Source organism: Nocardioides sp. BE266 (assembly GCF_031457855.1).
In the GTDB taxonomy this organism is placed as follows: Bacteria; Actinomycetota; Actinomycetes; order Propionibacteriales; family Nocardioidaceae; genus Nocardioides.
Genome location: NZ_JAURTI010000009.1, coordinates 1 through 18,196 on the forward strand (window position 1 = coordinate 1; position 18,196 = coordinate 18,196).

The window sequence follows — 18,196 nt, forward strand, 5'->3', positions numbered from 1 at the left end:
GACCGCACCAGACCAAGAGAGGCGCCGTCAGACCACGCCGGTCCGGCGGCGCCTCACCCTGCCCATTGACAGCGGGGCCCTACATATCAGTCGAGCCCGAGGTCCCGGCGCAGCTTGGCGACGTGGCCGGTGGCCTTGACGTTGTACTGCGCGAGCTCGACCTTGCCGGCCTCGTCGATGACGAAGGTCGAGCGGATCACGCCCTCGACCTCCTTGCCGTAGAGCTTCTTGGTGCCGTAGGCGCCGTAGGCCTGGTGCACCGCGAGGTCCTCGTCGGAGAGGAGGGTGAGCGTGAGGCTGTCGCGCTCGCGGAACTTGGCGAGCTTGGCCGGCTTGTCCTTAGAGACGCCGAGGACCTCGTAGCCGGCACCCCGCAGCGAGTCGAGGGAGTCGGAGAAGTCGCACGCCTGCTTGGTGCAGCCGGGGGTCATCGCGGCGGGGTAGAAGTAGACGATCACCTTCTTGCCGCGCAGGTCGGCCAGGCTGACCTGCTCCTCGGTGTCGCTGGTCAACGTGAAGTCGGGCGCCGTGTCCCCGGTGCTCAGTCGGTCGGTCATGCGAGTCCCTTCTCGAACTTCTCCTCGACGTGCCCGAGGTGGTACCACGCGACGCTCGCACCCCAGACAAGGACGAACAATGCCACGAGGCCGAACCCGACGTACTCCAGGTCGAGGCGACCCGCCCAGCCCAGGCCGGGCACCCACTCGGAGGCGAGCTGGACGAGCAGGAGCACGCCGATGGCCAGGGCGACCGTCACCGACAGGAGGGTGACCGTGAGGTTGTAGTAGATCTTGCGGATCGGCTTGAGGAAGGCCCAGGAGTAGGCGCGGCTCATCAGGATCCCGTCGAGGGAGTCGAACAGGATCATCCCGGCGCCGAAAAGCACGGGCAGCGTCATGATGGCGTACCAGGGCAGGGCGAACGCCGCCGTGCCGCCCGCGAGCACGAGCAGGGCGATCTGCGTCGCGGTGTCGAAGCCGAGGCCCATCAGCAGGCCCACCGGGTAGAGGTGGCGTGCCTTGCTCACGCGCTGGGTCGTGCGCTTGAAGATGCGCGCCAGGAACCCGCGGTTGTGCAGGTGGTGCTCGAGGTGCTCCTCGTCGAACGTGCCGGCCTTGAGGTGGCGGTAGGCGTGGATGATGCCGACCAGCGCGCTGAGGTTCATCAGGCCGATCGCGATCAGGAACGTCCCTGCGCTGATGGTGCCGACCGTCCCGAGGGTGCCCTGGAGGACCGAGCCGTCGTCCTGGACCGGGTCGGCGAGCGCGCGCACGCCGAGGGAGAGCAGCAGGCTGAGCCCGAAGACGACGCTGGAGTGGCCCATGCCGAACCAGAAGCCCGTGGCGGTGGAGGGTGCGCCGTCGCCGACGAGCTTGCGGGTCGTGTTGTCGATCACCGCGATGTGGTCGGCGTCGAAGGCGTGTCGCGCGCCGAGGAGGAACGCTGTGACGCCGAGTCCGACGCCGAACACGCCCGCGCTGCCGACCTCGAACTGCTGCGGCGCCACGACGGCGACGAGCACGCCCCAGCCGACGGCGTTGAGCGCGAGCACGGTGACCACCATCGCTGCGATGTGGCGGCGGTCGACGGCGGACCAGGGACGTGGATTGTTCCTCACCGTTCGATGCTATTGCATGTCACTTGCAACAAGCGTCCCGGGTCACGGGCGAGGGACGCGTTGATAGCCTTCCCGCGTGACCCAGGACCTGAGCGCGCTCGAGCGCGAGATCGAGGAGACGCGGCAGCGGCTCGCCTCGACCATCGACCAGCTCGCCTACCGTGCCCACCCGAAGACGATCGTCGGCCGCCAGGTGACGACGGTGAAGTCGAGCTTCGTCGACCTCGAGACCGGTGCTCCGCGCACCGACAACATCCTCAAGGTCGCCGGCGCCGTGGTCGGCGTCATCGTGCTGTTCGCCGTCGTCCGCAAGGTCGCCCGCTGAGCGCGATGTCCGGGGGCGCGATGTCCGGGGGCGACAAGAGCGCCCCGATCAAGATGCTGCACGACCGCGTGCTCGTCGAGGTGGACAAGGAGGCCGGCGAGCGCCGGTCCACGGGCGGCATCGTCATCCCCGCCACGGCGGCGATGGGCGCGCGCCGCCTCGCCTGGTCACGCGTGATCGCCGTCGGCCCGCACGCCCGGTCCGTCGAGGTCGGCGACCGCGTGCTCTTCGACCCGGAGGACAAGGCCGAGGTCGAGGTGCACGGCGAGGTCTACGTCGTCATGCGCGAGCGCGACGTCCACGCGGTCGCCGCCGAGCGCCTCGAGGGCGGCTCGACCGGTCTCTATCTCTAAGGAGCATCCGTTGGCCTACCTCGTCAAGCAGTCGCACCGCGCCGCGGCCGTCACCGCGCCGGTCCCGGTCGACGAGACCCTGCCCCGCGCCTGCGTGATCGGCGCGGGCTCCTCGGGCATCGCAGCGGCCAAGCACCTGTACCTCGCGGGCATCCCCTTCGACTGCTATGAGTTGGGCAGCGACATCGGGGGCACGTGGGTCTACGACAACTCCAACGGCCAGTCGGCCTGCTACGACACCCTCGAGATCAACACGTCCTGCCCGCGGATGGCGTACTCCGACTTCCCGATGCCGGAGGACTACCCGCCCTACGCGCGCCACGACCAGGTCCACGCCTACTTCGAGAAGTACGTCGAACACTTCGGGTTCCGCCACACGATCACCTTCGACACGACCGTCGAGGACGTCTCCCGCGCCGCCGACGGTCGCTGGGACGTCCGGATCAGCGGGCCTGACGGCACCGAGACCCGGACCTACGACGCGGTGCTGGTCGCCAACGGCCACCACTGGGACGCGCGCTGGCCCGAGCCGGCCTACCCGGGCGACTTCAACGGCGAGCAGATCCACGCCCACGACTACCGTTCCGGCGACCAGCTCGAGGGCCGCGACGTGGTCGTCGTCGGCGCCGGCAACTCCGCGATGGACATCGCCGTCGAGTCGTCCTTCCGCGCCCGTACGACGACGTGGTCGGTGCGCCGCACCGAGTGGGTGCTGCGCAAGTTCTTCCTCGGCAAGCCGAGCGACCAGGTCGCCCTGCCGGGCTGGTTGCCGTGGTGGGTGACCGCCGCCCGCCTGCGCATCGGCGCCACGGCCGCGGGCAGCATGGTGAAGTACGGCCTGCCCGCCCCGAGCCACAAGCCCGGCCAGTCGCACCCCGTGCAGTCCGAGCGGATCCGCGAGCGGCTCGACGCCGGCGCCGTCACCGCGCGCCCGGCGATCGAGCGGCTTGACGGCGACCGCGTGGTCTTCGTCGACGGGACGTCGGCCCCGGCCGACCTGATCATCTGGGCCACCGGCTACCGCGTGAGCTTCCCGTTCCTGAAGCCCGAGCTGGTCTCGGTCGAGGCCAACGACCTCCCGCTGTGGAAGCGCACGGTCCACCCCGACCTGCCCGGCCTGTTCTTCCTCGGCCTGCTGCAGCCCATCGGTGCGGTGATGCCGCTCGCCGAGGCGCAGTCGGCGTGGATCGCGGAGATGCTGGGCGGCGGCTACGTCCCGCCGGCCGACGCGGTGATCCGCCGCCAGATGGCCGCCGACCACGAGCGCGACACCAAACAGTTCTACGCCTCGCCGCGCCACACGATGGAGGTCGACTTCGACCACTACCTGTGGGACCTGGAGCGTGAGCGCGCCCAGGGCCGCGAGCGCGCGGCGGCGGTCCGCGCGCCTTTGGCCGCCGTGCCCTCCGTCCCTGCGCCGGCACCGCGTGGCCTGGCGCGCGTGCGTCGTACGGTCGCCGGGGTGGCGTTGCACGCGGTCCGCTGGAAGGCCGTCGGCGAGGTGCCGCAGCGCGGCGTGCTGGTGGGCGCGCCCCACACGTCCAACTGGGACTGGGTGCTGACCCTGCTGCTGGCCTGGCGCTACGGCATCACGATCCGCCTGCTGGTCAAGCAGGAGCTCTTCGTCGGCCCGCTGGGCTGGCTGCTGCGTCGTACGGGTGCGGTGAAGCTCGACCGCAAGAACCCCGCTGCGACCATCAAGGAGCTCCTGGCGGAGGCCGAGGGTGACGACCCGTGGCTGCTGGGGATCGCGGCCGAGGGCACCCGCTCGCGCGGTGAGTACTGGAAGTCCGGCTTCTACCGGATCGCCCAGCAGACCGGCCTGCCGATCACGCTCGCGTTCCTCGACGTGCCCTCGCGCACCGTCGGTTGGGGACCGACCTTCCACCCCACCGGCGACGTCGCCGCCGACATGGACGTGCTGCGCGCCTTCTACGCCGACAAGACCGGTTTCAAGCCGGAGGGATTCACGCCGCCGCGGCTGCGTGAGGAGGGCTGATTCCAGCCTCCCGCCCTAGGGGTGTGGGTCACTTTCTGCGCCGCTCCCGGAGGGCTAGGTTGAGCGGGCAACCGAAGGGAGCAAGCAATGGCATTTCTACTGTGGATCCTTGCCGTCATCCTCGTGGTGTCCGGCATCGTCTCGCTGATCCGGGGCCAGATGCTCTGGGGCATCGTCCTGATCATCGTCGGCCTGCTGGTCGGCCCGGGTGGAGTCAGCCTGTTCACGAAGTAGCACCCGCACAACGCGAAGAGCCGGTCCCCGAGGGACCGGCTCTTCGCTGTTCTGTACGCCATCAGGGACTCGAACCCCGAACCCGCTGATTAAGAGTCAGCTGCTCTGCCAATTGAGCTAATGGCGCAGGCGGTGAAGCGAGGACAACACTACCGCGTGGTGTCCGGCGCGCGAAATCGAGGGGGCACCCTGCTCAGAGGTCCGCCAGCACGGCCTGCGCGGCGTTGTGGCCGCCCAACCCGGAGACCGCGCCACCGCGGCGGGCACCCGACCCGCAGAGCAGCACGGAGTCGTGCTCGGTCTGCACGCCCCACTGCTGCGCGGGGGTATCGAGTCGGGCCCGGTTGGGCGCCCACGGCCACTCCAGGTCGCCGTGGAAGATGTGGCCACCCGGCATCGCGAGGTCCTTCTCGATGTCCTGCGGGATCTTCGCCTCGATGCACAGGTTGCCGTCGGCGTCGGTGGCCACGCAGTCCTCGATCGGTCCGGCGAGCACCGCGTTGAGCGATGCCAGCGCCCGGCTGGTGGCGAGGTCGCGCGCACCGGGGTCGGCGTCGAACAGCCCGGCCGGCGTGTGCAGGCCGAAGTAGGTCAGCGTGTGGGCCGAGCCGGCCCGGTCGCCGAGGATCGAGGGGTCAGTGAGGCTGTGGCAGTAGACCTCGCCCGGCATCGGGTCGGGAACCGCGCCACCGGCAGCGGCGTCGTACGCCCTCTCGAGCTGGGTGTAGTCCTCGGCGAGGTGGAGGGTGCCGGCGAAGGCGACCTCGGGGTCGGCGCCGGAGCGGAGCTCGGGGAGGCGGTCGAGGAGGAAGTTGATCTTCAGCTGCGAGCCGGCCGGCTTGGTCTCGGCGTCCTCGCCCTCGCCGAGCAGGATCCGCAGCACCCAGGGCGCGACGCCGGACAGCACCCGCCGGCCGGAGACCGAGCGCTCCTGCGAGCCGTCGTGGAAGGTCACCTCGGCACCGTCGGGACCGGCGGCGATGGCGCTCACGCCTGCGCCGGTGACGATCTCCGCGCCCGCCTCGATGGCGGCCTTCGCGAGCGCGTCGGTGACCGCGCCCATGCCGCCGACGGGGACGCGCCACTCACCGGTGCCGTTGCCGATCAGGTGGTAGAGGAAGCAGCGGTTCTGGATGAGCGAGGGGTCGTGCATCGACGCGAAGGTGCCGATCAGGGCATCGGTCGCGACGACCCCGCGGACGGTGTCGTCGGTGAAGCGGGAGGTGATCGCGCGTCCCAGCGGCTCGGCGACGACCTCCTGCCAGATCCGCTCGTCGACCAGCGAGCGCACGTCGCGCTCGAGGGGGAGCGGCTGCATCAGGGTGGGGGCGACGGCCTCGGCGAGCTCGCCGACCTCGGTGTAGAACGCCTGCCACGCGTCGTACTCCTCGTCCCCGCCGGTGAGCTCGCGGAACGACTCGCGTGTCGCCTCGCCCTCGGGGCGCTCCACGAGCAGGCCGCCGGCGCGGTCGCCGCGCACCCAGGGGGTGTACGACGCCGTGGTGCGCGAGGCCAGCCGCACGTCGAGGCCCAGGTCGGCCATCAGCTGCTCGGGCATCAGGCTCACGAGGTAGGAGTAGCGCGAGAGGCGTGCGGACTGGCCGGAGAAGGGCTCGACGGAGACGGCGGCGCCGCCGGTGTGGCCGAGGCGCTCGAGGACGACGACGCTCAGGCCGGCGCGCGCGAGGTAGGCCGCGGCGACCAGTCCGTTGTGGCCGCCGCCGACCACGACGACGTCATAGCTGTTGTTGCCGGGAGTCACCGGGCCAACGTAGACCCTCCGCCGCCGAACGAGTCGTTGGGCACGACGACGGCACGCCCGCGCACGTTGCCGTGCGCGAGGTCCTCGTAGGCACGCGGGGCGTCGTCGAGGGTGTAGATCGTGGTCTCGGCGTGGAGCAGCCCGCGCGAGGCCAGCTCGAGCACCTCGACGAGCTCCTGGCGATTGCCCCAGTAGGTCGTCTGCACGCTGGTCTCGTAGGGCAGGCCGAAGAACGACACGGGCAGGGTGCCGCCGGCGATGCCGACGATCGTCAGGTCGCCCAGCTGGCGCACGACCTGCGCGGCCGTCGCCAACGTCTCGTCGGACCCCACGAAGTCGAGCACCACGTCGACGCCGCGGCCCTCGAGCGTCGCGGCCCGCACCTGGGCGGCGGTGTCCGTGCCGGGTGCGAGCGCCATGTCGGCGCCGAGCGCGACGGCGTGCTCGCGTGCCTCCTCGCGCCCGTCGACCGCGATCACCCGGGCGGCGCACACGGCCTTCAGCACCTGCACGGCGAGGTGGCCGAGGCCGCCGACGCCGATCACGAGGGCGGTCGAGCCGGGGCCGAGCTTGCCGAGGGAGCGTCGTACGGCGTGGTAGGGCGTCAGCGCGGCATCGGTGAGTGGCGCGGCATCGACGACCTCGAGTCCGGACGGGAGCGGGACGAGGTGGCGCGCCGACGGCACCAGCATGAGCTCGGCCATCCCGCCGTCGAGGCCCAGACCGCCGCCCCCGCCGGGGATCGGGGCCAGGTCGGGCCGCTCGCAGTACGTCTCGAGGCCGGCGAGGCAGTGCTCGCACTGGCCGCAGCCCCAGGCGCCGACGACGGCGACGGGCTGGCCGATCTCGAGGCCGGTGACGCCCTCGCCGAGGGTGTGCACCCAGCCGGCGTTCTCGTGGCCGAGGGTGAATGGCGGCGACCACGGCAGCACGCCCGGCTCGAACTCGTGCATCAGGTGCAGGTCGGAGTGGCAGGCGCCCGCGGCGCCGACCTCGATCACGACCTGCCCGCGGCCCGGCTCGGGCGCCGGCACGTCCTCGAGCACCGCATCGCTCTTCCAGCTGTTCAGTCGCAGCGCCTTCACCGGATCCTCCTGGCTCGTCGGGACACCTCCAGCATCCCGCCGCGGACGGCTCGGGATCAGGGTCCCTCGGCGCCCGTGGTCGGGTCCTTGGTCCCTACGTGCCTCCGAGCGAGCGGGGGACCGTGGAGGTGGGAGATCTCGCGCGAGCGGAGGAGGACGCCATGATCGAGCACTCGGACAGTGCGGCGGCACCGCCGGTGGTGGTCGCCGTCGGTCCCGACGAGACGAAGGCGGCCGTGCGGTACGGCGCCGAGCAGGCCCTGCGCGCCGGCTGCCCACTGCACCTCGTGCACGCCGTGCCCGTGGTCCCGCAAGGACCCGAGACGGTGCTGATCACCGCGGAGGGCGTCGAGAAGTTCGGTCGGGAGAGCCTGGCGTTGGCAGCCGAGCAGGCGGAGGACGTCGTCCACGGCCTGGTCCCGGTGGTCGAGGTGCTCCGCCGCGGTGCTCCCGTGCCCGTGCTGGTGCGTGCGGCCAAGGAGGCCCGGATGGTCGTGCTGGAGCACCGGCACCTGTCCCGCCTGGCGCGTCTGGTGAACCGCACCATCGCCGGTGGCGTGGCCGCCCACACCCGCGTGCCCGTGGTCGCGGTGCCGACAGGCTGGCGGCCGTCCGGCGCCGACCCCGTGGTCGTGGTGGGCGTCGACGTCCCCGAGCGGTCGGGCGCGGTGCTGGCGGCCGCCAGCGCGGAGGCGCGGATCCGTGGCGCCTCGTTGCGCGTGGTGCACGCCTGGTCGCTGCCCGACCCCTATGACGGGCTGCGCATCAGCCCCGAGGAGGCGCAGCGCTGGACCGACCGGTCGCACGCGGAGATCTGCGCCGCCCTCGACGCGCTCGGCGACGTCGAGGTGGCGATCGAGGCCGACGTCCGGGTGCGCCGCGGCGGGGCGGTCGAGGCGCTGGTCGAGGCGGCCACCGACGCCGACCTCCTCGTCATCGGGCGCCACGACCCGCTGCTGCCGGTCGGCTCCCACATCGGTCCCGTCGCCCGCGCGGTGCTGCGCGAGGCGACCTGTCCCGTGCTCCTGGCGGCCCCGGAGGTTCGCCGCTAGCCGGCGGTCAGCGGCCGAAGAGCCGGGACAGGAAACCACCGCCGGATCCGGCTGCCGCCTTCTCTGCAGGCGTGTGCTGGCCGTTGCACCAGTCCCCGGCGGGCACGCCCGCCTTCACCTGCGCGACGTGCTGGCCGCAGCCGGCCCAGGTCGTGTTGCCGCAGGTCTTGCACCGGACTGCTCGGCACATGGGGTGGTGCTCCGTTCTGCTGGGTGGGGCGTGGCTCAGTCGGACTCCCAGTAGGGGCCCTTGCTCATGTGGTCGGGCTCGACCGTGGTCACGGGCCGACGCGTGGTGACGTACGTCTTGCGCAGCGTGCCGTCCGGCTGGCGCATCATCTGCGCCTGGCGGAACTCCGAGTAGGTGGTGGTGTAGGCGTCGCGCGAGTTGCGCTTGTGCTCCCACTGGTAGTTGAAGTTCGCGACGTACTTGCGCGCGACCCGCTTGCCCTGGACGGTCATCCAGATCTCGTCGTTGGCGGTGCTGAGGCTGGCCCAGTTCGACGACCCGGTCAGCACCATGTTGGTGCCGGGGATGCCGTTGTAGGTGCCCTGGATGACGAAGTACTTCTGGTGGCTGTAGTAGTCGAGGATCAGGTCGTCCTCGCCGTCGTGGTTGAGGTCGAAGTCGTCGTCGGTGTTGTAGTCCATGCCGGTGGACCGCAGCGGGATCCTGCCGCGTGCCGTGGGCGCGCCGAGGATCTGCTTGGTGTGGAAGCCGATGAGGCCGTAGCTGACCCGGAAGTCGCACCCCTCGGCGTACTTGTTGCGGATGGCCGTGGCCAGGTAGTCGCCGCGGCGGCCGCGCATGGTGTGCATCGACAGCACCAGCTTGGTCCGGGTCTGGCCGCCCGCGCCGTCGGGCGTCAGGCACTGGATGCGGTTGAGCATGTCGATGACGAGGTCGTTCTTCGGGCCGGACAGCTTGGGGAAGGCCCAGACCGTGGTCTTGTCGACCGAGTCGTCGCAGGCCGCGCCCGCGGGCGTGCCGCAGAAGTTGCGCGGCGGGCGGCGGGTGTCCCAGTCCTTCTTCATGTTGTTGAAGAGCGAGACGTACTGCCGGAACATCGTGTGGTCGCCGGAGGAGAAGTAGAGGTCGTTCCACTGGTGCAGGGCGGCGTTGAGCATCATGTTGGCCGACCCGACGGCGATGACGTCCTTCGACTTCCCGGACTGGGTGAAGGTGTAGAGCTTCGAGTGCAGGTTGTTGTACTCGTTCTGCGTGCTGCGGCAACCGGCCTTGCACTTGTAGATGAAGCTCTTCTTCTTGCGGTTGGTGCCGACCTCGGCCCGGATCGCCTGCATCGCGCGGGTGTCCTGGTGGTCGTTGAGCAGCATCTGGACCTTGACGCCGCGCTTGTGCGCGTCGATCAGCGCGTTGGCGACCGGCATCCGGTCGAAGGAGTAGACGGCGATCCGGATGATCCCGCGCCGGGGCGTGTGGCGGATCGTCTTGATGACCTGCTGCTCGATGGTGAAGTGGCCGGCCTTGCGGTGGGGGTCGTTGAAGAACGGGCCGTTGGGGGCCTTCCACCGGTGCTTGTGCTGCTGGGCGCGCGCGTCGGGCGCGGCGGTCTGGCTGCCGCCGTCGTCGGGGGACGCGGAGGACGGCACGACACCGGACCACGACAGGGCAACGACCAGGCACGCGACGACCCCGCGTGTGAAGGACCTCGGCACGGACACACCTTCCTCGGCCTCGCCGGCGAGGACGGTCCCTCGACACGTGCGGTGAGAAGCACGAACCGGGCGCGAGCTCGCCCCCGTGACACCTACTTGACGCGATGGAGGGGCGTCAGGTCAAAACGGCGCGCCCATGACAACGAGCGAGCCCCTGACCGCTGAGGCCAGGGGCTCGATCTGTTTGGGGTGAGTAACGGGACTCGAACCCGCGACATCCGCCACCACAAGGCGGCGCTCTACCAGCTGAGCTATACCCACCATCGTCTGCTCGCACGGATGCGAGGACGACGTGAAGTGTAGGGCAATCAGTCGCCAGATCCAGCATCGGGACCGAGACCGGTCAGCTGCCCGCCGTGGCGTGCCGCGATCTCCTTGGCCTGCGTGCTGTCCGGGCCGGGCTGCGGCACGAAGACGGCCTCGCGGTAGTAGCGCAGCTCCTCGATGCTCTCCTGGATGTCGGCCAGCGCACGGTGGTTGCCGCGCTTGGTCGGCGCCGAGAAGTAGGCGCGGGGATACCACCGGCGGGAGAGCTCCTTGATCGACGACACGTCGACGATCCGGTAGTGGAGGAACGACTCCAGGGTCGGCATGTCGCGGGCCAGGAACGAGCGGTCGGTGGCGACGGTGTTGCCGGCCAACGGCGGTCGGGTGCCGTCGGGGCAGTGCTCCTTGATGTAGGCCAGCACCTGCTCCTCGGCGTCCGCGAGGGTCGTACCGCCGGCGAGCTCCTCGAGCAGCCCGGACGTCTCGTGCATGGTGCGCACGAACTCGACCATCTGGTCCAGCGACTCCTGCGACGGCTTGACGATCACGTCGACGCCCTCGCCGAGGACGTTGAGGTCGAAGTCGGTGACCAGCGCCGCCACCTCGATCAGCGCGTCGGCGCCGAGGTCGAGGCCGGTCATCTCGCAGTCGATCCACACCAGTCTGTCGCTCACGAGCCGCCACCCTACAGATGCCCGGTGACGGTCGTTCTCAGGCTCGATTCAGGCTCACCTCCTACCCTTCGGCATGTGAAGGACTGGTTCGGCCTGGTCGCGAGGCTCGTGACGGGCGGCGTGTGGATCGTCGCCGGCGCCCTGAAGCTGCCGTACCCGGCCGACAGCGTCCGCGCGGTCAGGGCGTACGACCTCCTCCCGGAGGCGGTCGTGCCCGCCGTGGGCCACCTGCTGCCCGTCGTCGAGGTCGTCATCGGCCTGTGCCTGGTGCTCGGCGTCCTCGTGCGCAGTACGGCGACCCTGTCGGCGCTGCTGTTCGTGGCGTTCATCATCGGCATCAGCAGCGCGTGGGCCCGCGGGCTCTCGATCGACTGCGGCTGCTTCGGCGGCGGGGGCGAGATCCCCGACGCGGCGGCGAAGTACCCCGGCGAGATCGCCCGCGACGTGGGACTTCTGGCCCTGTCGGTGTGGCTCGTCGTCCGGCCACGCTCGCGACTGGCGCTCGACGCCGTCCTGTTCCGCACGACCCCTGACACCGATCTCGACACTGATCCAGACAACGAAGGAAGCCTCGATGGCGCAGAAGAAGAGCTCGCACAAGACCGCGCAGGAGAAGGCCGCCGCCCAGGCCCGGCGTGAGCAACGCCAGGCCCGCACGGAGCGGGCTCGCGAGCAGGCCGAGGAGCGCCGCAAGGCCGCCAAGCGCCGTGAGCAGCTGACCCGCGCCGGCATCATCGCTGCGGCCCTCGCGGTCGTGGTCGGCGGCTACTTCCTCGTGACGAGCCTCGGGTCCGACAAGCCCGACACGCCCCCGTCGGGTGCGACCGGCAGCTACGGCATGGTCGTCGGCGACGCCGACGCCCCGAAGTCGGTCGTCGTCTACGAGGACTTCCTCTGCCCCTTCTGCGGGCAGCTCGAGAAGACCGTGCGCGACCGGCTCGACGCCGCCGTCGAGGCCGGTGACGTCAAGGTCGAGTACCGCCCGCTGCCCTTCCTGGAGCGAATCGACGACTACTCACCGCGCTCGGCCAACGCCTTCGCCGTCGTCCTCGACGCGGCCGGTCCCGAGGTCGCCAAGAAGTTCCACGACCTGCTCTTCGAGAACCAGCCGTCGGAGGAGGGCCCGTTCCCGAGCGACGACGACCTCGTCGACCTCGCGGTCGAGGCCGGCGCGACCGAGGCCGACGTACGTCCCGGCATCGAGGACATGGCCTTCGAGGGCTGGGTCGACGCGGCCGGCGAGGCGGCGTCCAAGGCCAAGGTCAACTCGACCCCGACCGTGCTGATCGACGGCGAGAAGGCCACGGGGCAGACGATCGACCAGATCGCCGCGGAGATGGTGGGCAGCTGACGTCTGCCTGACACACTGCCGGGCGTGAGCCTCCAGAACTTCATCGCCGGCCTGCCCAAGGCCGAGCTGCACGTGCACCACGTCGGGTCGGCGTCGCCGCGGATCGTCTCCGAGCTCGCGGCGCGCCACCCCGACGCCGGCGTCCCCAGCGACCTCGAGGGGCTGAAGGAGTTCTTCACCTTCCGAGACTTCGCCCACTTCATCGACGTCTACCTCGCCGTCGTCGACCTGGTCCGCACGCCCGAGGACATCCGGCTGCTGACCTACGAGGTCGCCCGCGAGATGGCCGAGGGCCAGAACCTGCGCTACGCCGAGCTCACCTGCACGCCGTACACCTCCGTGGTGCGCGGCATCGCGATCCAGGCCTACACCGAGGCCATCGAGGACGCGCGGGTCGCGGCCGAGCGTGACTTCGGCCTGGTGCTGCGCTGGATCTACGACATCCCGGGCGAGTCCGGCCTCCCGGCCGCCGACGCGACCCTGGAGTTCGCGCTCGAGCACCGCACCGACGCGCTCGTCGGCTTCGGCCTGGGCGGTCCGGAAGTCGGCGTGCCGCGCGCGCAGTTCCAGGAGCACTTCGGGCGTGCCCGGGCCGAGGGCCTCCGGTCGGTGCCGCACGCCGGTGAGACCACCGGCCCGGAGACGGTCTGGGACTCGGTGAGGCTCCTCGGCGCCGAGCGGATCGGGCACGGCTGCTCCGCCGCCCAGGACCCCGAGCTGCTCGCGCACCTCGCCGAGACGGGGATCGCGCTCGAGGTCTGCCCGACGTCCAACATCGCCACCCGCGCGGTCGACCGGATCGAGGACCACCCGCTGCGCGCCTTCGTGGACGCCGGCGTCACGGTCACCATCAACTCGGACGACCCGCCGATGTTCTCCACCTCGCTCAACCACGACTACGAGGTCGCCGCCGGCCTCCTCGACCTCGACGAGGTGGGGGTCGCCGACCTCGCCCGGGCAGCCGTGGACGCCTCCTTCGCGCCCGACGACGTCAGGGCGCGGGTGCGCGGCGAGATCGACGCGTACGCCGCTCAGGCAGGCGCGTCGAGCTGAGCCATCGCCTCGTCGTCGAGCGCGAGCGCGCCGGCGGCGAGGGCCGAGTCGAGCTGCTCCGGGCTGCTGACGCCGAGGATCGGCTTGATCCCGCGGCGCACCAGCCAGGCCAGCACGACCACGCTCGGCGCGACGCCGAGGCGCCCTGCCACCTCGCCCAGCGCGGCCAGCCGGGCGGTCGTCCCCGGGTGGTCGTACGCCGCCGGCAACGGGCGGTCGGCGCGGTCGTACGCGCCCTGGATGAGCGGGCTGTAGGCCCAGACCTCGACCTCGGGGTGCTGCTCGACGTAGTCGCGGGTCTCCTCGGTGACCCAGCCGAAGCGGTGGTCCTTGCCCTCCACCGCGGCGCCCGGGCGCGCCTCGACGTAGGAGGTCGAGAGCTGGAGCGCGGTGATGGTCTCGAGCCCCTGCGTGATGGCGTCGATGCGCGCGCGCTCGACGAGCCAGGTCGGGTGGTTGGAGAGCCCGAGGCGGCGCGCGATGCCGTCGTCGACGAGGAGGCCCATCGCCTCGACGGTCTCCTCGATCGGGGTGTCGAGGTCGCGCGCGTGCGCCCAGAACAGGTCGATGGTCTCGACGCCGAGCCGCTCGCGGCTGGCCGTCGCTCCAGCGCGGACGACCGGGGCGGAGAGGCCCTCGACACCTCCTCCGTCGACCGGCTCGACGCCGACCTTGGTCGAGATCTCGACCTGCTCGCGGACGCCCGGGTTGGCGCGCAGCCACTCGCCGATCACGGTCTCGCTCTGTCCGCCGTGGCCGCTCTCGTGCGACCAGAAGGAGTAGCAGTTGGCTGTGTCGATCCACCGGCCGCCGGCCTCGACGAAGCGGTCGAGCAGCGCGAAGGACGCATCCCGGCCGGTGCGGGTGCCGAAGTACATGGTCCCCAGGACGAGGTCACTGATCACGCGCCGAAGATAACGCGCGGGGAGGGCCCGAGGACGTACTTGGCCCGGCGAACTCATACTCCGCCGGGCCTGATCAGATCCTCACGTGTGGGGACGCCCTGATCGGGGAGGCGCGGCGGCGTGTCGCGGTGTGTGGCGCCCCCGGCAGGACTCGAACCTGCAACCCACGGATTAGAAGGCCGTTGCGCTATCCGTTGCGCCACGGGGGCCGACGGCGGCCAGTATCCCAGCCCGGACGTGTGACGATGCGGCCGCCCGGGCGACCGCATCGTCACACGTCGTGCTGGGCTCAGGCCGCGGCGGTCGACGGCTCCCGCACCTCGGCGACGGTTTCCTCGCGCCACGGCGTACCGCTGCGCGGGGCGTCGTACGCCGCCTGGTCGAGGACGCCCTCGCGCTTGGCGACGATCGTGGGCACGAGCGCCTGGCCGGTGACGTTGACCGCGGTGCGACCCATGTCGAGGATCGGGTCGATCGCGAGCAGCAGGCCCACGCCCTCGAGGGGCAGGCCGAGGGTCGAGAGGGTCAGCGTCAGCATGACCGTCGCGCCGGTGACGCCCGCGGTCGCGGCGGAGCCGATGACCGAGACGAAGGCGATCAGGACGTAGTCGGTGATCGAGAGGTCGAGGCCGAAGAACTGCGCCACGAAGATCGCCGAGATCGCCGGGTAGATCGACGCGCAGCCGTCCATCTTCGTGGTGGCGCCGAGCGGCACCGCGAAGGAGGCATAGGCGCGCGGGACGCCCAGGTTGCGCTCGGTGACCGACTCGGTGACCGGCATGGTGCCGACCGACGAGCGCGACACGAAGGCCAGCGAGATCGCGGGCCAGGCGCCGGAGAAGAACTGCTTGACCGACAGGCCGTTGAGGCGCAGCAGCGCCGGGTAGACGCCCAGCAGCACGATCAGCAGGCCGGCGTAGATGGCGGCGGTGAAGGTGCCGAGCGAGCCGAGCGCGTCCCATCCGTAGGTCGCGACGGCGTTGCCGAGCAGCCCGACCGTGGCGATCGGCGCGAGCAGGATCATCCACCACAGCACCTTCTGCACCACGGCGAGAGCCGAGCGGACGAAGGTGAGGAACGGGTCGGCGGCCTCGCCGACCTTGAGGGTCGCGATGCCGGTGGCGATGGCGACGACGAGCAGCTGGAGCACGTTGAACGACATGCCGACGGTGCCGTCGCCGTTGTCGTACCCCTCGAGGCCGAGCACGTTGGCCGGCACGAGGCCGGTCAGGAAGTCGAGCCACGAGCCGGTGCTCGACGGGGCGCTCGCGGCGTCGGCGGCCACGCTGGTGTGCTCACCGGGCTGGAGCACCAGGCCGAGCGTGATGCCGATGGACACCGCGATGAGCGCGGTGATCGCGAACCACGCGAGCGTCTTCCACGCCAGCCGTGCGGCGCCGGTGACGTCGCGCAGGTTGGCGATCGAGGCGACGATCGCCAGGAACACCAGCGGAGGTACGACGGCACGCAGCAGCGTCACGAACGTGCCACCGACGGTGTCGAGGGTCTCCGTGAGCCAGTTGGGGTCGACCTCCCCAGTGGAAGCGTCGACGCCGTCCGCGCCGAGGCTGCGGGCGACGAGTCCGAGGACCACGCCGAGGACCAGTCCGATCAGGACCTGGACGCCGAACGAGGGGAGCCGGAAGCGGGTGGGCTTCTCCGTCTCTGTAACAGAAGTATTCATACTGAAAAGGTAACCTTTCGGAACCGCGCGGTCGCAACCGGTCGGCGGACGCTGCGGATGAGGGGGATCAGTCGGCGAGGCGTCCGAGGCGACACAGCGCGCTCTCGGTGCGGGCGAGGTCGACGGCACGACGCTGCGTCAGCAGGTCTCCGACGGAGGTGAAGGTGCGCACGTCGGGCCCAACCTGTGGAGGTCACCACGGATTCCGTGGTTCCGGTCACAGGTCAGGAAACGCCTGACTAGGGTTCGCCGCGTGATCAGACTCGCTCCACGGCTCATCGCCGCCATCGCCCCCCTCGCCCTCCTCGCCCCCGCCGCGGCCCACGCCGCCGAGGTGACCGTCTCCGATGTCGCCGGCGACGCCAAGGCCATCAACATGGGCCTCGCGCTGGGCGCCTTCCTCGGCTCCGGGGCCCCGGACGGCCCGATCTTCCTGGACGCCCCCGCCGAGACGTCCGCCGACGTCGCCAGCACCACGATCGACCACGCCAGGAAGCGGCTCACGCTGACCATGCACTTCCGCGACCTCGTCGAGGTCGAGGGTCACTCGGTCGAGTTCCGCATCCTCACGCCCGAGGGGCGATACGACCTGTCGGCAGCCTTCATCGGCGGTCGGACGGAGTCGGCCTTCTCGCCTGCTCGGTCGAGCGTGACCGTCTCGTCGGACGGCTCGGTGACCATGGGCCCCGAGTCCAGGCCCTGCCGGACCGTGAGGGCCCGCTACGACGCGGCTGCCGACACGCTGGTGGCGTCGGTGCCCACCGCCTGCCTCGGTGAGCCGAAGTGGGTGCAGGTCTCCGCCGGCGTGACCCGGACCAAGGTCACCCCGCAGGCCGACGGCTCGGCCAACGTCGCGGGCTACGTCGACGACGCCTTCCGCGGCGGTGTGAGCATGCGCAGCCTCGGACGCAGCCCCAAGGTCCGCCGAGGCTGACCCCTGCCTACGACAGAGGCCCGGTCCCCACGCGGGGACCGGGTCTCTGCGCGTCCGGTCGACGTCAGGTGCGCGCGAGGAGCACGATGACTTCGTAGTGGGTGGTGTGCGGGAACATGTCGAGCACCCGCGCCTGCACCGGCCGCAACGACGGCATCGCGGCGAGGTCGCGGGCCAGCGACTCGGCGTTGCACGAGGAGTAGACGACGTGCCGCACTCCCGACTCCTCGAGCCAGCCGGCCAGCTCGGCGCCGATGCCGCGCCGGGGCGGGTTGACCACGACGAGGTCGGGGACGGTCTGCTGCTCCAGCGCCCACTGCGTCGCGTCGGCCGCGACGAACGTGGCGCCCGCGACCTGCGCGTTCAAGGCTGAGCGGACTGCCTCGACCGACGTCTCCACGCCCACCACCACGCGGCCGTCGCCCACCAGGTGCAGGGCGAAGCCGCCGATCCCGCAGTAGAGGTCCCACACGGTGCGCACGTCCGGCAGGTCACCCACCCAGGTGCGCGCCTGGTCGTAGAGCGCCTCGGCGATCGCCGTGTTGGTCTGGAAGAACGACTGCGGACCGAGCCACGTCTCCACACCGGTGGCCAACCGCATCGGCATCGTCGACTCGGGCGTGAGCACGATCTCGCGCTCGCCCTCGAGCACCGCCTTGTGGTCGGGCTGGACGTTGATCGTCACCACCCGCAGCGCCGGCAGCGCCTCGCGCAGCTCGGGCAGCCGGGAGCGCACCCGCGCCTCGAGCGCCGTCGACCTCATCACCAGCCGCAACATCAGCTCGCCGTCGGGCGACTCGGTCAGCAGCACGTGCTTGAGCTCGCCGGCCCGCGCCGCGACGTCGTACGGCGTCAGGGCTGCGGTCGTGATCCACTCGGCGATGCGGTCGAGGGCCGCCCTCAGCCCGTCGGAGTGCAGGCCGCAGTCGTGCAGGTCGACGCCGGCGAGGTCACGGTCGAGGATGCCGAGCGTCGGCGCCTCGACGGTGCCGCCGACGGCCATCTTGGCCTTGTTGCGGAAGCCGGCCTCGGCACCGGCGACGGTCGGCAGCCACATAGGGGAGTCGACGAGAGAGCGCGCGTGCTCCTCCTTGTCGGCGAGCTGCCGGGCGCGCGGCACCTCCAGCAGCGTGCACGACCGGCACCGGAAGGCGTCGTAGTGGTGGCAACGGAGGCGACCGTCGACCGTCTCGAGGCTCGACGCCGGCGCTCCTCGCACC

19 protein-coding genes and 3 tRNA genes are annotated in these 18,196 nt (G+C 71.1%); 9 read left to right on the forward strand and 13 right to left on the reverse strand.

Annotation, left to right across the window (positions count from 1 at the left end; translation table 11 throughout):
* Positions 1-86: 86 nt before the first annotated feature.
* Both bcp and J2X46_RS21130 read right to left on the reverse strand, forming a co-directional pair.
* A complete protein-coding gene (bcp, locus tag J2X46_RS21125) occupies positions 87-557 on the reverse strand; it encodes a thioredoxin-dependent thiol peroxidase (protein WP_310254080.1) in 471 nt (156 codons plus the stop codon).
* Positions 554-1,618 (reverse strand): HoxN/HupN/NixA family nickel/cobalt transporter, encoded by a 1,065-nt coding sequence (locus J2X46_RS21130; RefSeq protein WP_310254082.1) that lies wholly within the window; start codon positions 1,616-1,618, stop codon positions 554-556. The genes bcp and J2X46_RS21130 overlap by 4 nt, the downstream gene beginning before the upstream one ends.
* A 76-nt stretch (positions 1,619-1,694) precedes the next feature.
* Here J2X46_RS21130 and J2X46_RS21135 point away from each other — a divergent pair, with 76 nt between their 5' ends.
* From J2X46_RS21135 to J2X46_RS21150, 4 genes are all read left to right on the forward strand, one after another.
* The gene (locus J2X46_RS21135; protein WP_310254084.1) at positions 1,695-1,943 is read left to right on the forward strand and encodes a DUF3618 domain-containing protein; all 249 of its coding nucleotides are present in this window, start codon (positions 1,695-1,697) and stop codon (positions 1,941-1,943) included.
* A gap of 5 nt (positions 1,944-1,948) precedes the next feature.
* On the forward strand, positions 1,949-2,296 hold the full coding sequence (locus tag J2X46_RS21140; protein WP_310254086.1) for a co-chaperone GroES: 348 nt from the start codon (positions 1,949-1,951) through the stop codon (positions 2,294-2,296).
* A 10-nt stretch (positions 2,297-2,306) separates the two neighbouring features.
* Positions 2,307-4,295, forward strand: coding sequence for an NAD(P)-binding domain-containing protein (locus tag J2X46_RS21145; protein WP_310254088.1), 1,989 nt, complete (start codon positions 2,307-2,309; stop codon positions 4,293-4,295).
* A gap of 87 nt (positions 4,296-4,382) precedes the next feature.
* A complete protein-coding gene (locus J2X46_RS21150) occupies positions 4,383-4,529 on the forward strand; it encodes a GPGG-motif small membrane protein (RefSeq protein ID WP_191280429.1) in 147 nt (48 codons plus the stop codon).
* A gap of 54 nt (positions 4,530-4,583) precedes the next feature.
* On the opposite strand, the gene J2X46_RS21155 is transcribed toward J2X46_RS21150, so the two are convergent.
* The 3 genes from J2X46_RS21155 to J2X46_RS21165 all read right to left on the reverse strand — a co-directional run bounded on the left by J2X46_RS21155 (position 4,584) and on the right by J2X46_RS21165 (position 7,376).
* A tRNA-Lys gene (locus tag J2X46_RS21155) sits at positions 4,584-4,656 on the reverse strand.
* 66 nt (positions 4,657-4,722) lie between these two features.
* Positions 4,723-6,291 (reverse strand): NAD(P)/FAD-dependent oxidoreductase, encoded by a 1,569-nt coding sequence (locus tag J2X46_RS21160; RefSeq protein ID WP_310254091.1) that lies wholly within the window; start codon positions 6,289-6,291, stop codon positions 4,723-4,725.
* Entirely contained in the window at positions 6,288-7,376 is a 1,089-nt protein-coding gene (locus tag J2X46_RS21165) for an NAD(P)-dependent alcohol dehydrogenase (protein ID WP_310254094.1), read from the reverse strand. Before J2X46_RS21165 ends, J2X46_RS21160 begins: the two co-directional genes overlap by 4 nt.
* A gap of 161 nt (positions 7,377-7,537) precedes the next feature.
* Here J2X46_RS21165 and J2X46_RS21170 point away from each other — a divergent pair, with 161 nt between their 5' ends.
* A complete protein-coding gene (locus tag J2X46_RS21170; protein ID WP_310254096.1) occupies positions 7,538-8,428 on the forward strand; it encodes a universal stress protein in 891 nt (296 codons plus the stop codon).
* Positions 8,429-8,435: 7 nt separating this feature from the next.
* Here the strand turns inward: J2X46_RS21170 and J2X46_RS21175 are convergent, their stop codons facing one another.
* From J2X46_RS21175 to orn, 4 genes are all read right to left on the reverse strand, one after another.
* Positions 8,436-8,618 carry a hypothetical protein gene (locus J2X46_RS21175; protein WP_310254098.1) on the reverse strand — a complete coding sequence of 61 codons (183 nt, stop codon included), beginning with the start codon at positions 8,616-8,618 and terminating at the stop codon, positions 8,436-8,438.
* Positions 8,619-8,653: 35 nt separating this feature from the next.
* Positions 8,654-10,108, reverse strand: a complete 1,455-nt coding sequence (locus tag J2X46_RS21180) for a phospholipase D-like domain-containing protein (protein WP_310254100.1) — start codon at positions 10,106-10,108, stop codon at positions 8,654-8,656.
* Between the two features lie 185 nt (positions 10,109-10,293).
* Positions 10,294-10,369, reverse strand: a tRNA-His gene (locus tag J2X46_RS21185).
* 47 nt (positions 10,370-10,416) lie between these two features.
* Positions 10,417-11,049 carry an oligoribonuclease gene (orn, locus tag J2X46_RS21190; RefSeq protein ID WP_310254102.1) on the reverse strand — a complete coding sequence of 211 codons (633 nt, stop codon included), beginning with the start codon at positions 11,047-11,049 and terminating at the stop codon, positions 10,417-10,419.
* A gap of 75 nt (positions 11,050-11,124) precedes the next feature.
* Between orn and J2X46_RS21195 the strand changes: the two genes are divergently transcribed.
* The 3 genes from J2X46_RS21195 to J2X46_RS21205 are packed head-to-tail and all read left to right on the forward strand — an operon-like array spanning position 11,125 to position 13,453.
* A complete protein-coding gene (locus tag J2X46_RS21195) occupies positions 11,125-11,688 on the forward strand; it encodes a MauE/DoxX family redox-associated membrane protein (RefSeq protein ID WP_310254104.1) in 564 nt (187 codons plus the stop codon).
* On the forward strand, positions 11,624-12,400 hold the full coding sequence (locus tag J2X46_RS21200; protein ID WP_310254106.1) for a thioredoxin domain-containing protein: 777 nt from the start codon (positions 11,624-11,626) through the stop codon (positions 12,398-12,400). Before J2X46_RS21195 ends, J2X46_RS21200 begins: the two co-directional genes overlap by 65 nt.
* 24 nt (positions 12,401-12,424) lie before the next feature.
* Positions 12,425-13,453 carry an adenosine deaminase gene (locus tag J2X46_RS21205; RefSeq protein ID WP_310254108.1) on the forward strand — a complete coding sequence of 343 codons (1,029 nt, stop codon included), beginning with the start codon at positions 12,425-12,427 and terminating at the stop codon, positions 13,451-13,453.
* Here J2X46_RS21205 and J2X46_RS21210 read toward each other — a convergent pair.
* The 3 genes from J2X46_RS21210 to J2X46_RS21220 form a co-directional block, all read right to left on the reverse strand.
* Positions 13,432-14,358, reverse strand: a complete 927-nt coding sequence (locus J2X46_RS21210) for an aldo/keto reductase (RefSeq protein WP_310254110.1) — start codon at positions 14,356-14,358, stop codon at positions 13,432-13,434. The two genes, J2X46_RS21205 and J2X46_RS21210, sit on opposite strands and share 22 nt — an antisense overlap.
* A 133-nt stretch (positions 14,359-14,491) precedes the next feature.
* A tRNA-Arg gene (locus tag J2X46_RS21215) sits at positions 14,492-14,567 on the reverse strand.
* 80 nt (positions 14,568-14,647) lie between these two features.
* A complete protein-coding gene (locus J2X46_RS21220; RefSeq protein WP_310254112.1) occupies positions 14,648-16,042 on the reverse strand; it encodes a dicarboxylate/amino acid:cation symporter in 1,395 nt (464 codons plus the stop codon).
* A 253-nt stretch (positions 16,043-16,295) separates the two neighbouring features.
* Here J2X46_RS21220 and J2X46_RS21225 point away from each other — a divergent pair, with 253 nt between their 5' ends.
* The gene (locus J2X46_RS21225; RefSeq protein ID WP_310254114.1) at positions 16,296-16,976 is read left to right on the forward strand and encodes a hypothetical protein; all 681 of its coding nucleotides are present in this window, start codon (positions 16,296-16,298) and stop codon (positions 16,974-16,976) included.
* Between the two features lie 64 nt (positions 16,977-17,040).
* On the opposite strand, the gene rlmC is transcribed toward J2X46_RS21225, so the two are convergent.
* Positions 17,041-18,195 (reverse strand): 23S rRNA (uracil(747)-C(5))-methyltransferase RlmC, encoded by a 1,155-nt coding sequence (gene rlmC, locus J2X46_RS21230; protein WP_310254116.1) that lies wholly within the window; start codon positions 18,193-18,195, stop codon positions 17,041-17,043.
* Position 18,196: the final 1 nt, after the last annotated feature.

Coding starts and splice junctions, on each gene's coding strand:
- bcp (WP_310254080.1), bottom strand. CDS start 557: ATGACCGACCGACTGAGCACCGGGGACACGGCGCCCGACTTCACGTTG.
- J2X46_RS21140 (WP_310254086.1), top strand. CDS start 1,949: ATGTCCGGGGGCGCGATGTCCGGGGGCGACAAGAGCGCCCCGATCAAG.
- J2X46_RS21150 (WP_191280429.1), top strand. CDS start 4,383: ATGGCATTTCTACTGTGGATCCTTGCCGTCATCCTCGTGGTGTCCGGC.
- J2X46_RS21170 (WP_310254096.1), top strand. CDS start 7,538: ATGATCGAGCACTCGGACAGTGCGGCGGCACCGCCGGTGGTGGTCGCC.
- J2X46_RS21175 (WP_310254098.1), bottom strand. CDS start 8,618: ATGTGCCGAGCAGTCCGGTGCAAGACCTGCGGCAACACGACCTGGGCC.
- J2X46_RS21200 (WP_310254106.1), top strand. CDS start 11,624: ATGGCGCAGAAGAAGAGCTCGCACAAGACCGCGCAGGAGAAGGCCGCC.
- J2X46_RS21220 (WP_310254112.1), bottom strand. CDS start 16,042: ATGAATACTTCTGTTACAGAGACGGAGAAGCCCACCCGCTTCCGGCTC.